Annotated in this window: 8 protein-coding genes and 3 tRNA genes; 2 read left to right on the top strand and 9 right to left on the bottom strand. The window is 42.8% G+C overall.

Annotated elements, in window-relative coordinates; all coding sequences use genetic code 11:
* Positions 1 to 87 precede the first annotated feature (87 nt).
* Positions 88 to 1,119 (bottom strand): 2-oxoacid:ferredoxin oxidoreductase subunit beta, encoded by a 1,032-nt coding sequence (locus ACFO6W_RS20095; RefSeq protein WP_379999761.1) that lies wholly within the window; start codon positions 1,117 to 1,119, stop codon positions 88 to 90.
* A gap of 4 nt (positions 1,120 to 1,123) precedes the next feature.
* Entirely contained in the window at positions 1,124 to 2,971 is a 1,848-nt protein-coding gene (locus ACFO6W_RS20090) for a 2-oxoacid:acceptor oxidoreductase subunit alpha (protein WP_379999759.1), read from the bottom strand.
* A 448-nt stretch (positions 2,972 to 3,419) separates the two neighbouring features.
* Between ACFO6W_RS20090 and ACFO6W_RS20085 the strand changes: the two genes are divergently transcribed.
* The gene (locus ACFO6W_RS20085; RefSeq protein ID WP_379999757.1) at positions 3,420 to 3,704 is read left to right on the top strand and encodes a hypothetical protein; all 285 of its coding nucleotides are present in this window, start codon (positions 3,420 to 3,422) and stop codon (positions 3,702 to 3,704) included.
* A gap of 118 nt (positions 3,705 to 3,822) precedes the next feature.
* Positions 3,823 to 5,223, top strand: coding sequence for a class II fumarate hydratase (gene fumC, locus ACFO6W_RS20080; RefSeq protein WP_379999755.1), 1,401 nt, complete (start codon positions 3,823 to 3,825; stop codon positions 5,221 to 5,223).
* Positions 5,224 to 5,289: 66 nt separating this feature from the next.
* Here the strand turns inward: fumC and ACFO6W_RS20075 are convergent.
* The 7 genes from ACFO6W_RS20075 to ACFO6W_RS20045 all read right to left on the bottom strand — a co-directional run bounded on the left by ACFO6W_RS20075 (position 5,290) and on the right by ACFO6W_RS20045 (position 14,063).
* Positions 5,290 to 5,372 (bottom strand) — tRNA-Leu (locus ACFO6W_RS20075).
* A gap of 9 nt (positions 5,373 to 5,381) precedes the next feature.
* Positions 5,382 to 5,454: transfer RNA gene (locus ACFO6W_RS20070), tRNA-Gly, on the bottom strand.
* 146 nt (positions 5,455 to 5,600) lie between these two features.
* Positions 5,601 to 5,684: transfer RNA gene (locus ACFO6W_RS20065), tRNA-Leu, on the bottom strand.
* Between the two features lie 289 nt (positions 5,685 to 5,973).
* Positions 5,974 to 8,253, bottom strand: coding sequence for a DUF5703 domain-containing protein (locus ACFO6W_RS20060; protein ID WP_379999753.1), 2,280 nt, complete (start codon positions 8,251 to 8,253; stop codon positions 5,974 to 5,976).
* 3 nt (positions 8,254 to 8,256) lie between these two features.
* Positions 8,257 to 8,880 carry a DUF3826 domain-containing protein gene (locus tag ACFO6W_RS20055; RefSeq protein ID WP_379999751.1) on the bottom strand — a complete coding sequence of 208 codons (624 nt, stop codon included), beginning with the start codon at positions 8,878 to 8,880 and terminating at the stop codon, positions 8,257 to 8,259.
* A 5-nt stretch (positions 8,881 to 8,885) separates the two neighbouring features.
* On the bottom strand, positions 8,886 to 10,316 hold the full coding sequence (locus ACFO6W_RS20050; RefSeq protein ID WP_379999749.1) for a sialate O-acetylesterase: 1,431 nt from the start codon (positions 10,314 to 10,316) through the stop codon (positions 8,886 to 8,888).
* 393 nt (positions 10,317 to 10,709) lie between these two features.
* Positions 10,710 to 14,063, bottom strand: a complete 3,354-nt coding sequence (locus ACFO6W_RS20045; protein WP_379999747.1) for a glycosyl hydrolase — start codon at positions 14,061 to 14,063, stop codon at positions 10,710 to 10,712.
* Positions 14,064 to 14,066: the final 3 nt, after the last annotated feature.

Raw genomic sequence — 14,066 nt, 5'->3', positions numbered from 1 at the left:
TAGAAGTAATTGCCTTGCCCTACAAATAAAAAAGCCGGAGTATTATTATTCTCCGGCTTTCAAGATTATCTCGAATATCTCAGACTATTATTTTACTTCCCACACATCTTTAGTCATCAGGTAATCCCTTAACTTGCGCACAGGGTTCTTCGCCTGCACATCTTTGATCTGATCTGCCACACCCTGATCATATGTAGGCCCTTCTACATCGCGGATAACACCTAAAGCCAAAGGCAGTCCGTTTTCAGGAGACATCAGGCCTAATTTCATATGCAAAGTATCATCCAGCATTGTAGCGTCGTGAACAAGAACATCATCTATTGTAAATCCGTTTTGTCCTATAATCACATCTTTTATCTGCCATCCGTCCATAACAAGACCTTTGTCTTTATTGGCTCCGAACAACATTTTCTCTCCGTGCTTAAGCAATATTGTACGTTCGGCCCTCCATGCTTTATCTACAATATTGTCATGGATAGCATCGTTAAATATCACGCAATTCTGGAGGATTTCCACAACGGACGTACCTTTATGCCGTGCCGCATGCGTCAAAATCTCGGTAGTATTTGCCAGATCGACGTCGATACAACGGGCGAAAAAGGTTCCGCGAGCGCCTAAGGCCAGCTCAACAGGATGGAACGGATCTTCGACTGTACCATACGGAGAAGATTTTGAAACAAATCCCCTGTCGGATGTCGGGGAAAATTGCCCTTTCGTTAACCCGTATATTTTATTGTTCAATAACAGAATATTTATATCCACATTACGGCGAACCGCGTGAATAAAATGGTTACCGCCGATTGCCAGGCAATCGCCGTCGCCTGTAGCCAGCCATACAGATAATTCAGGTTTTGCAGTCTTCACTCCTGTAGCCACGGCAGCCCCACGTCCATGAATAGTATGGAAACCATATGTATTCATATAATAAGGCAGACGTGAAGAACAACCGATACCTGAAACCACAGCCGTCATATGCGGCAGTATATCCAGTTCGGCCATTGCTTTATATAAACAGTTGAGAAGAGCATGGTCTCCGCACCCCGGACACCAGCGTACATACTGATCGCTTTTATAATCTTTGGCCTGATGAGATGAGGCCATTTTCACATTTACATCCATAGTTTTACTCTCCTAATTTCTTGGTGAATGCTTCTATCAGGTCGGATACAGCAAAAGGCTGCCCTTCAACCTTATTGTAACGGGATATTTGCAATCCCTCTATTTTTTCCTGCAAATAGCCGGCAAACTGGCCATTATTTTGTTCTGCAACAATAATTTTCTTAAACTTATTAAGTACTGCAGCTGTATTTTTCGGCAACGGGCTAATAAAACGGAAATGAGCCAAAGCTACTTTCTGCCCGGCGTCATTCATTTTCTCCACAGCTTCGCGCAGGTGTCCGTATGTACCGCCCCAGCCCACAACGAGCAAGTCGGCATCTTCTCCACCGATTAATTCCAACTGCGGGATAAAATCAGCAATCTTATTAACTTTAGTCTGACGCACGTTCACCATTTTCTGGTGATTAGCCGCATCTGTAGATATGGCTCCCGTGGTATAATCTTTTTCGAGCCCTCCTATACGGTGTGTATAACCTTCAAGACCAGCCTCGGCCCAATAACGTACCATTGTTTCATCGTCACGTAATGCGCTGCGCCATTCATTGCCCTTATATTGGCTTACATCATGCGGCACTATAGACGGATACTTATCCAAATCAGGTATACGCCATGCGGATGAACCATTGGCTATATAACCGTCGGTAAGTAATATAACCGGAGTTATATGCTCCAATGCAATTTTAGATGCCCAGTATGCCATATCGAAACAGTCTGTCGGGCTGGCAGCCGCCATAACAACAATTGGGCTTTCGCCATTACGTCCATACAGAGCCTGGCGAAGGTCGGTTTGTTCTGTTTTGGTCGGCAAACCTGTCGACGGGCCTCCGCGCTGAACATCCACAACAACAAGAGGCAATTCTGCCATTACGGCAAGACCTATAGCCTCTCCCTTCAGCGCCAGACCGGGACCAGAAGTTGAGGTAGCGGCAAGGCTTCCGGCAAAACTTGCCCCGATAGCCGTACACACTCCTGCTATTTCATCTTCGACCTGAATGGCCTTAACTCCTAACTGTTTAAATTTAACGAGCTCATGCAATATGTCAGTAGCGGGTGTAATCGGATATGAGCCTAAGAAAAGCGGCTTACCTGAATTTTCTGAAGCGGCAATCAGCCCGTAAGCAGTAGCTGTATTACCATTTACATCCAGATAATAACCCTTATCCACATTTACGGTTTCTACGCGGTATGATGATATGGTAGTATCGGTATTCTGTCCATAATTGAATCCATCGGCCAATACTTTCAGATTTGCTTCCACCAATACGGGTTTCTTTGCAAATTTAGCCGATAGCATATGGTTAGCAACATCGAGAGGCCGGTTAAACAACCAGCAAACCAAACCCAGGGCAAACATATTTTTACTACGGATACGCGATTTCATATCCATTTCCATTCCTTCCAGACTACTTTTAGTCAATGAAGTAACAGGAACTGAGATTATTTGCTGAGTGGTAAGTCCCAACTCTACAAAAGGATCTTCTGTAGCAAACTGTGCCTTCTCCATATCTCTTTTCGAGAAAGAATCCGTATCAATAATAATAACAGAATCTCTTTTCAGAAAATTGGCATTTACTTTCAATGCTGCCGGATTCATCGCAACTAATACGTCTGCCTTATCTCCGGAATTATAAATCTGATTGCCTAAATGTACCTGAAATCCGGAAACACCGGAAAGTGTACCTTGAGGGGCTCTGATTTCTGCCGGAAAATCGGGAAAAGTGGAGATTTGATTCCCAAAGATTGCCGAAAGGTTTGAAAAGATGGTTCCGGTTAACTGCATGCCATCCCCCGAATCACCTGAAAAACGTATGACTATGTCCTTTACGTCCTTAATTTTTACTGTGTTTTGCATTACTAATTCTATAAATAACAGATAGTATATTAAATCATGAACAAAGGAAAAAAGTATTCATGAATAAACAAACTAATTTAGATAAAAAAATGCCAAAATAACACTTTTTACTTCGGTCTATACTGTTTCGTTAAAAAGAACTCAAGCATTTTTCTGCAATTATGTATTTAGTATGTATCTTTTAATTTAAAAAGCATGGATCAAAGAAGAATTACGTATGGAGAAGAATTATCAGATAAATATTCCACCAAAACATCGTTAAAACCTATCTATATCAAATAGATTATTTTGATACAGCACCTTTCTTTATAGATAAATATAGAAATTCAGAAAAAGTATAGATATATTTGGGTTCACTTTAAACAAATCCAACATGATATATGCTATTATTTTAATAATCTTCGGATTAACATCTTTTTTATTCAACAAATATCCCGTTATAAAAAAAATGGCTTTATGGTTGGCCTGCATTGCTCCACTAATTATTATCTGGGGAGTCGTAGGCATCGTAATACTAAGTACAATACGATACAGTGTTATCCAGGACAATGCCGCTTACTGGTTCTCTCTTATCTGCGGCAGTGTAATAGAAATACTAATTGGTTTATTACTTATTTACCGATATTTGAGAATAAGCAAATACGCGGATTCTGATAAAAAGCTTTTCCAATATCAGAATATCCTGGGAATAGTTGCAGTGCTGACAGGCATTGTAACAATCATTGTTATTTGAAGCTGCTGTTCCTCTATTCCGTCTCCGGATAATTCTTTCTATTTAAATTTAGGACAATAGATCTTGAATTTTATCATAATTATTCCGAACTTCATACCAATAAATTTAAGATACAAAGATGAAATATCGCATAGAAAAAGATACGATGGGGGAAGTAAAAGTCCCTGCTGACAAATACTGGGGAGCACAAACTGAACGCTCAAGAAATAACTTCAAAATAGGGCCGGAAGCGTCTATGCCCAAAGAGATAATCTATGCATTTGCCTACCTGAAAAAAGCAGCGGCATATGCCAACGCCGATCTGGGGGTTTTGGAGGTTTCGAAAAGGGACCTGATAGCCCTAGTATGTGATGAGATATTAGGAGGTAAACTCGATGACCAGTTTCCACTCGTAATATGGCAAACCGGGTCCGGTACACAATCGAATATGAATGTCAACGAAGTTATATCCAACCGGGCATTGGTATTAAGTGGCGGTAAACTCGGAGAAAAGAGTCCGATCCATCCGAATGACGATGTAAACAAATCACAGTCTTCAAATGATACCTACCCTACCGCATTACATATTGCCGCATATAAAAAGATTATAGAGCAAACGATACCTAAAGCTCAGGAACTACAGACGGCTTTAAGCAGTAAGGCTAATGATTTTAAAGACATTGTAAAAATAGGCCGGACACATCTGCAAGATGCAACACCACTAACCTTAGGACAGGAGTTTTCCGGTTATGCAGCTCAATTACAATATGCTATCGATGCAACTAAAGCTACATTGAAGCATTTATCCCAGCTTGCACTGGGAGGGACAGCTGTAGGTACTGGCTTGAATACACCTGACGGATATGACGTGAAGGTAGCAGAATACATTGCCCAATTTACAGGTTTACCTTTTATTACCGCCCCTAATAAGTTTGAAGCGCTGGCCTCGCACGATGCCATTGTCGGCACCCATGGGGCCTTGAATCAAATGGCGGTGGCACTATTCAAAATAGCGCAGGATATTCGTCTGCTGGGTTCAGGGCCACGTTCTGGTATCGGAGAACTGATATTACCCGAAAATGAACCGGGATCGTCAATTATGCCGGGAAAAGTAAACCCTACTCAAAACGAAGCCATCACAATGGTTTGCGTACAGGTTATGGGGAATAATACAACAATCTCCATTGCAGGATCACAGGGTAATTACGAGCTAAATGTTTTCAAACCGGTTATCGCAACTAATTTTCTGCAATCAGCCCAATTACTAGGTGATGCTTGTAAATCGTTCAATGACCATTGTGTTGCAGGCATAGAGCCTAACCACAAACGAATAAAGGAATTGGTAGATAATTCTCTGATGCTTGTTACCGCACTTAATACACATATTGGTTATGAAAAAGCTGCTGCAATAGCAAAAGCCGCGCATAAAAACGGAACAACATTAAAAGAAGAGGCTATTAAATCAGGATTCCTTACGGCCGAAGAGTTTGACAAATGGGTTCGTCCGGAGGATATGGTTGGAAGCCTGAAACTGAACTAAACGATAAATAGAATACGACTTAAATAATAAATCTCTCCAAAGTTAATCGGAGAGATTTGTTATCCGTGCGCATGAAGGGACTCGAACCCCCACGACCGTAGGTCACTGCCACCTGAAGACAGCGCGGCTACCAATTACGCCACATGCGCCTTTATCCGAGCGAAAAACGGGGCTCGAACCCGCGACCCCAACCTTGGGAAGGTTGTGCTCTACCAACTGAGCTACTTTCGCAATTGGTGGTGTAAAATTAATATATTTTTTTAGAATTAATCAAAGCTTTGACTGTTATTTCAAAATAATTGATGTTTTTTTTCAATCAGGGCAAAGCTGTAAGCCGTAAACAAAAAAGGCTGGCCGTTATAGCCAACCCTTACACGTACACACGATGAGATTCGAACTCACACGTCCTTGCGGACACTACCCCCTCAAAGTAGCATGTCTACCAATTCCACCACGTGTGTATGAATATCCTAAACAAAAAATGTGACCTTTGTCACACTCGAGCGAAAGACGAAGCCCAAACCACTAGTTACTATATCACTGGCAATAAACACCTTACAAATAAATTCAAAGAATGAAGACTGATTCTGTGTCTTTCCTTCATCTCTAATTACCTAACAGATGTCCGCCGCCAACCTGCTTTTCTTTCCGGATTCAAAATTAGTCTCTTTTTTTTAATTACACAAATCTTTAATACCATAAATATCATCATTTTTTAGTGGACCATATCCTTATAATCAAAGGCTATGATTACAAATTAACGATAATATCGCCGGATCTTTCTTCCGGAATTACCTTTAATAATCGAATTGTCCCCTTCTCAACTTTACATTCTACAGTAGTATTATATGGAGCATGCAATTTGAAATGGACATCCCATTCCTTAGGCCATGCAGGCAACAGATAGATTTTTTCCCTATCGGTCTGCAAAAGCATTTCCTGTAAAGCGATCATACCCGAACCACCCCAGTTATGGTCGGGAGTCCAGTCAAACCCCGGCCCCCAGAAAACAGGAAAACGGGTCCCGGCACTTCGCAATTTCTTTACGACCAGATCTTTCGACTCGGCAACCAGGCCAAGACGCGCGGCCCAGATAGCATCTTGTTTCCAACCCACATGACTTCTGAATTTCTGAACATCAGGATCATATCTCCATGTATTGCGGGCTATCTCCAGATTCTCTTTGCCAACGCCATATATTCCCCAGGGGAACACAGGATACAACTGGGGAGTTTCCGTATTATTTACCCGCTCCCAAAGCCAGGCCGGAGCGATTGTTTCATGCCCGCCCGTATGCCGTGTCTTTATTTCAGGTATCCTCGACAGGAAAGCCGTGAAATATTCCCGTTTGATACTGTCTGCCCCAAACGATCCGGACTTTAATAAATCCCTAGTGACGACTTTCAACGCTGCAATGGTAGATGACGCATTATAAGCCATTTTATAAGTTTCGCATGCCGACCCTGGATATAAAACGAGCTTATCCTGTTCATCAAAGACCTTTCGCCCTCTTTGCCGGGCCAGATATTGATAATGTTCATTAAAAAAACGGAGGGTGCTTTCAATTAATGGAAGATATTCTTTGATATCCCCGCCTGTATATTGCTCATGTTCCAGTATCATATAGCAGAATTCCAAAGCTGTATCCCACTGATACTCAAGCCATGCATTATATTCCATCCCCTTATCATAATCGTCAGGGCGTTTCCACCCGTACTCACTCGGATTTGGTAAACCGAAGTTCTCTATCTGCTCGGTAAAGCAAGCTCCTTCATGCCCCCAATAGACCTTACTCCTCAACTCTGCGGCAGGCAATAGCCGGTTATAAAAGTCAAACTGGGATCTCATCATATCAAAATCACCGCTCCTGAGCATCGGGAAATAGACCAGACGCTGATTCTGTGCGGTATGTGTTCCCCCACCCCACTTCCTGAAATCGGGAGTAAAACGATAAAGGGTATCTGTGTACTGAGGATCGTATGTAAACAATCCACCGTTAAATTTTGTAGGATAATCCCCGTATGCATTGCATCCCAGCATATAGCGGAACAACTGATAGTTACGGGCAATCTCTTTCGCCTTTCCATCATTATCCGAAGCGATATGAATAAAGCTGCGGTTCCAGAAATCAGCCCACCATTTTTTATTCTCTTTCCGGTCCGAAACAACTGGTTTTTCCAATCCGGACTTCCATGCCGCAATATCCGGCGTTTGGGCTGTATGAAGTTTTATCCTTATACTGCAATTCTTCAGGAGCTTTTCGCTTTCCAGTCTCCATGCCCGGAAATCGGTATTTACATAAACACCTTCCGATATACCGGATGCTTTAAAACCCTTCGCTTCCATATATCCCCCAAATACAAGATTATGGAGCGGGTTGTTTATCAGGGACTTTACCTCATTTAATCCCTGCTGTGCTACGGCGACGTCGAATACGGTTTTTCCCTGATTCTGATGGTAAAACAAAACCTTATTCCCTTCGAACCTGACTTCATCCTTTTTCGTTACCAGATCTTTCGGAGCAGCCCATTTATATGAATTCTGGTTACTTTCGTCTTTCCGTAACAATCTGTCCTGATAACGCCAGTTTTCATAGCAGGCCTCGATTTTCAAGCCCTGATTATTCGAGATATCGACATTTATAACCGGATTGAACACATCCACCCAAATATGGACTTTTGACGTAATATTTCCGTCACTGCCTTTTATATATACACATCCTTCTTCCGGATTCAATTCCTGACTGAACTCATTACCAAATGGATTGGGTGTGAGTTTCAAGCGGACACGTCCGGGTTTAAGCAGCGTGTTATTTTCGTCGAATGTTCCGCTACGCGACATGTAAAATAATATGTCTCCATTTTCTACCCAGACATTCAATCCTATATCGCCACCGCCACAGGGCATGCTTTCAGCCGAATTTTCACTCTGGGTATTCCACTTCACACTGTAGCCGGAAATTGTCTGCCCCGATACAGTACAGACCTGAAACAAGACAGATAATAGCAATATAAAAGAGCGGGTACACATAGCTTACTTCTTTTTCAGGGAGTCGACATATTCTTTGTATATAGCCTTCCAATTATAATTATTCTGATATAAATACAATTCTATCCGGGTTTTATGTATTTTGAAAATGGCTGAAATCTCCCTCATGCTTTTGTAATCCACAGCCTCTTCCCTTGCCTGCTTCAAATGATTGAGTATGTACTCATCCATTTCTTTTGGCATATCAGGCAGTATTTCCCGGTATGCCTTCATCGTAAAATCGACTTTGCCGATAGTGTATTTATCCAGAATAGCTTCCACCTGCTCCTCTGTGAGATCTTTCCTGAGCCCTGTCATCAACGCCTCATGTACCGTCTTGGGGATTGTGGAATCAACTATCAGTTGGCGGTCATCGGCTGACAGCTTCTCTCCGGTTTTCGGATTTATGCCTTCCGGAACCATCGTATAAGAATGGCTGTCGTGCCAAGTCTTTACGGCCGTCAGGTGTGTCGATATTACATCTGCCAGACGGGCTTCTTTTCCTTTATCGTTCAGTTCTAAGGAAGTAACCCAATCTGTCGATTTCTTTAGAATTTCAGTATCCGCCTGAGCAGATACATATGTAAAAACGAATACAAATAATAAAGATATAACTAACTTTTTCATCATATAACTTATTTAATATCATCCCAGTTATCTGTCCTGAATGAAGATAAAGGCAAGCCTTCGGTACTGAATAAATCTCCAATAACAAAATCCTTAAAGCCATAACGCACAGCGAGCGGTTTGCCGACTTTATCTGACGAAACTTCTATCTTGCTGCGTTTGATCTCTGCCTTTGCCGGATAAAACACCCGGTCTTCGCCCGCTATCTCAAAGTTTTTAAGTTCTTTTCCGTAGGCTGTAAGCCACATAGGGGCATTGTCGAACGACAAAACAGCCTTGCCTTCTTCTACTACCATCTCTCTAAATGTCGGGCTTTCATATGCAAAACCTGTCATCCCGTAAGTCTTAGCCAGAGCCATCATTGCCAGGCGTTCACCTCCGGCTTCTTTATTGCGGGGGTGGATACAGTTCTCTTCGCCTATATCCATCAGAACTGCCATCCCCGAATTTGGTATTACCTGAGCAGATTTATATTGAGCTTCGCGTAAAAAGGCCGCGTTAAAATCCCCGTGCTTTTCGGGAGGATTATTATATGGCGCTATCTGGCAATAATAGAACGGAAATTCTCCCTGCCCCCATATTTTCCGCATTTCCTTTACAAAAGTCTGGAAAAGAAGGGGATATTGCGCTGCCCGGTCGTAATTAGATTCTCCCTGATACATTATCGCTCCTTTGATAGTATAACCTTTTACCGGATGTATCATGCCATTGTACAGAGTCGTAGGAGTCCGGTTCTTCTCCTTTACATCATCGATACTATCCGGCAGTTTCACTTCCTTAAATTCACGGCTGAGAATATCGCGGCTCATCCAGCTTTCGATCCACGACCCTCCCCATGAAGAAAGGATAAGCCCGACCGGAATATCCAGTGTTTCGTTTATCAGGCGCCCGAAGTAATAAGCGGTGGCACTGAATTCCTTTACTGTTTCGGGGGTAGCTTCCTGCCATTCTCCGATAAAATTATCCTGTGGCTCCAGTTCGGATGTACGTTTAACTGTAATAATGCGCATATTCTTATTCTTCGACTTGAAAATAGCTTTATTCCCTCCCTCTACCGGCTGATTTTTAAAGCCTTTCATCGGCATTTCCATATTAGACTGGCCTAAGCATAGCCAGACCTCGCCAATCAATATATTCTCAAGAGTAATTTTATCTTTCCCATCCGAAACAGTAATCGTATATGTATCATTACCTGCGGTTGGAGTAGGTATTTGCAGAATCCATCTACCTGCATTATCTGTCTTGGCCGAATATTTCCGGTCAGTCCATGACGGATCTGCTTCTATCGACTTCCCTTTTTCCGACCAGCCCCACATATTGATATTTGAGTTTTGTTGTAATAACATGTTATCGCCAAAGATGGATGGCAATTTCAACTGCGCCTGAACTGACATGCTTAATATCAACATCAGAGATAATAGCAAAGAGAGTTTTTTCATGTTTATATTTATATTAGTTTTTTAGTTTATAATGACATTGATATTAATATTAATTAACTATATATAGTTAAAAAGTAACAAAAGTAACAGATATACCAGTAATCAGTAAACAGTAAACAACTCGTATTTTGTATCTCGTATCTTGTCAACTCGTAACTTGTAATTGCCCGAAGGGCGAAATAACCCGTTACTATTTCAAAAAAGTTACAAAAGTTACACTTTTTCCACTATTTTTTATCTGTCCCTTTTTTCCCTCTCGGTAAGTTCCCCCTTGGGGGCTCGTTCATCCTTTCAAAGAGCTATCAGCTAACAGCCAAAGGCTATCCGCTAATAACATAGATAAAGTTTTCAACTTCTGATGAGCATCATTTATCAATTTATAATCTCTAAATGTCAATTGTTTCCCTTTTCAATTATAACATTTCCAATAAGACCGCTTCCGGCAAGGGTTTTATCCCTTCTCCTGTGATGGGTTCCGTTCGTCCATATCTTCTTGTTGTCATCAGGTTCCGCATTGTAATATTCATCGCCTAAGATACGGTTTGCCCATGTATTTACAACTTCGATCTCAATTGTATTTTCCCCATTTTTTACAGCACCGGAAATATCCAGCCTATATGGTTTCGTCCAGATGATACCACAGGACTTGCCATTGATTTTTACCTCCGCAAGATTTGCAATTTCATCAAATGCGATATCGAATTTATCTCTGTCGGCAACATTCAGGTTAAAGGTACTTCTATAAATAGCCGTACCTGAATAATAGCGGATACTGTCATTTTTATGCCTGCTCCAATCTGTCAGCGTTTCAAACATTACGGGATTTGTCGGGCCTCTCTTTTCTTTATCAAATGATACACTCCATGTACCTGCTAACGGAATTGTATCGGTTATTTTCCGAATACTTCCTTTTCCGCCTGTTGCGGATGTTGGCGTTTGCAACACGATAAAGCAAGATTCGTTCGGCTCTAATGCCAAATCTATATTTGTTCTTCCGTCCACAACAGACCAGCTGGCATTTGTATCTGTCTTTCCGGTGACAGGATTCCACAATTCAGGAATACGCCCCGATGAACGGAGGCTAACCTCCAGGTCCCGCTTCTTATCCTGCTGGTTGGAAACGAAATAGACATCAGCCTTATCTGATTGGCGATGAGTGTAGGCAATACCCCTGGCATAACCCTTTATTCCTTTCTCCATCGCTGCAAAATCACGTCCGACACCAATATCTTCAAAAGTTTCTTTGACATAAGGCAGCTTTACAAAACTGGCCGAAGCCCATTCTATTTTTTCTCCCTCCTCTTTAAAATCTAACGTTTCAACAGGTAAACCCCCTATCATTATCTTGGCCCCTTGCGCGGAAAACTCTTTCAATTTCCGGGCCACAGCCTTCGACATCCTGTATTCCGGCTGCATAGGATGTTTACCGGGGATTACCAATACGGCGTAACTCATACCGTCAGGAAGGACAATCCGTCCGTCCTCTACCTTCATTCTGTTCAACAGCACATCGGCATTAAAGCTGTCATACTGATAGCCTCTGAGGCAGTTGACCCAATCTTCGGAAGTTGTTATATTTGCGGAATGATTTACTCCGGCAGGCATTTCCCGGGCAGGCGTGCCCACATTCGCCATGCGCCTTTTCTCCCATTCCAGTTTTTTTTCACCAAACAGCCCCGGCAAAAACGGAACAAGCCTGTCCGGTAAGATAGAACGCCTAGGCAATTCCTCCCCTGTGAATACGGCAATATCGGCGACAGGTTTTCCATATTGCAATAAGGCCTGGCAGCGCTGTGCATAATCTACCCATGCCCTGCCAGGTTTCCACCAGGTCTGGTCGCGCTGAAAATACAGCCCGATGCCATCGAGTGTCATACCCGGCTTACGATCCTGCCAGGGATTCAGCGCGTACACATGGTAGCTCAGACGGTTTACTCCCAAAGCATAATGCCTGTCTTGCAGGGTTTTCAGCATCGCGGGATGTTCGTCGAACATCAGCCTTAACTGTGTGAATGCCTCTGCCTGTACAATATTTTTCCCGTAGATGTGCGCGCCTGAAATGGCGTCCGACACATCATTAGGCTTATCGTGGGTAGGACTTTGCAACCAATATTCATTCATCGGAATATCAGTGTTTTTATAGTGCATCATACCATCGCTGACCATAGTTGGCGATACATTCTCGGCGCTGAATTCACAGCCTTTCGCATTGGCTTCTTCTTTCAGTACGGCATAGAACTTATCTACAACCAACTCTGCTATAGTTTGGCGCACATCATACAAAATACGTTCCGACATATCAGCGCTTCCGACAGGAAATCCGGCCATTACCGGTAAATAATCATATATATCGTATCCCCTGCGACTCTTAAACTCATCCCGAAACAACGGAGACCAGTTCTGACTACCACATTCCCAACTATCTACATGAAAGACTTTCAATACACGGGATGCAATCTCCGGCCCGGCCACTTCATAAGCCTTTCCAAACCATGAATTGAATTGCAGGCGGATAGCTTCGGGATTGAATTTATCACACTCCAATCCGATTCCACCTCCTCCGGTGGCATTGGTGTGTCCCGTCGACGTATGGCCTAAACGCAGGATTGTCCATTTTCCTTCCGGAGCCTTCCAGTTCAATTTACCGTCTGTGCCTAGATATGAAGAAATATCTGTCATTTTTTTCATATCTATACATTGGTTATCCGGTATCTGCGAAGCAGTAGTACGGGCGCTGACACGCCACGCGTCTCCCGTTTTACCTTCGTACTGATGTATGCGGGCTTCGGAAGACATCCAGATGCTTTTAAGTTTCAGATTTTGCTTCCATTTAGCCGCATCCAGATCTTCGGCTCCCGGCTCCGTTCCACTCAGATTATATTGCAGGCGGAAATATTTTGCAGTGGTGCCTGGTATAGAATGAGTCATAGGGAAATCATCGTTCTGCCATCCCTGGCGGGGAGGTTCTAATTGAACGATCTTCCTATAGTTTCTCCCGTCATTACTGGCTTCTATGGTGAGCCTTTGCGGCTGGAAACTACGCGAAGGCCCCGTAAGCTGTATGGTACGACAGGTAAACGGTCTTTCAAATTCGAGCTGAATCCAGCAAGGATCATCGCTTCGTAAAAGCTCCTTATTATCTTTTTTCACCAAAAACTGAGGATCTATATCCGCGATGCTGCTTGTTACTCTCGGTTTTACCGTTTCTGTCGAAATCCCCTCTCCGTCAGGTGTAGGAAATGCATAGACAGCAATGTCTTTATAATATCCTTTATAGCTTTCGGGTTGCGGCAAGGTTCCATTAAATTGCTTTCCACCCTGTATATCCAGTTGCGACCAAACGACTTTTTGCATAGAAAGTTCCGGTGTAATCCAGGGGCCGCCGGCCAAAGCAAATCCATCGCAAATATGGAAGGCTATTTTCATTCCTATCCTGTCCGCTTCTTTGAAAGCGAAGTCTACCATCTCCCACCATAGGGGGCTTAACTGCTCCACAACCGGTGTCAGATAAGGTTTTTCGGGAATTCCTCTGATTGGCATCAGATATGCCCCTTCCAACCCGATTTCTTTCATCGCTTCCAAATCGGCCGTAATGCTCTTTTTGTTTACTGCCCCATTCATCCAGTACCAGAATGTCCACGATTTCGTTTCAGCGGAAGGCTTCTCCCACAATTGCCTCAGGTTTTGAGAAAAGCAATCGCCCAAGAATAGAAATGATATGATGATAAATAAGAATATCTTTTTCATTTA

Source organism: Dysgonomonas termitidis, from assembly GCF_042654545.1.
In the GTDB taxonomy this organism is placed as follows: domain Bacteria; phylum Bacteroidota; class Bacteroidia; order Bacteroidales; family Dysgonomonadaceae; genus Dysgonomonas; species Dysgonomonas termitidis.
The sequence above is the reverse complement of the archived record's forward strand: the minus strand, read 5'-3'. Positions and strand labels throughout refer to the sequence as shown.

Coding starts and splice junctions, on each gene's coding strand:
- ACFO6W_RS20085 (WP_379999757.1), top strand. CDS start 3,420: ATGGCTTTATGGTTGGCCTGCATTGCTCCACTAATTATTATCTGGGGA.
- ACFO6W_RS20095 (WP_379999761.1), bottom strand. CDS start 1,119: ATGGATGTAAATGTGAAAATGGCCTCATCTCATCAGGCCAAAGATTAT.
- ACFO6W_RS20055 (WP_379999751.1), bottom strand. CDS start 8,880: ATGATGAAAAAGTTAGTTATATCTTTATTATTTGTATTCGTTTTTACA.
- ACFO6W_RS20060 (WP_379999753.1), bottom strand. CDS start 8,253: ATGTGTACCCGCTCTTTTATATTGCTATTATCTGTCTTGTTTCAGGTC.
- ACFO6W_RS20090 (WP_379999759.1), bottom strand. CDS start 2,971: ATGCAAAACACAGTAAAAATTAAGGACGTAAAGGACATAGTCATACGT.
- ACFO6W_RS20050 (WP_379999749.1), bottom strand. CDS start 10,316: ATGAAAAAACTCTCTTTGCTATTATCTCTGATGTTGATATTAAGCATG.
- ACFO6W_RS20045 (WP_379999747.1), bottom strand. CDS start 14,063: ATGAAAAAGATATTCTTATTTATCATCATATCATTTCTATTCTTGGGC.
- fumC (WP_379999755.1), top strand. CDS start 3,823: ATGAAATATCGCATAGAAAAAGATACGATGGGGGAAGTAAAAGTCCCT.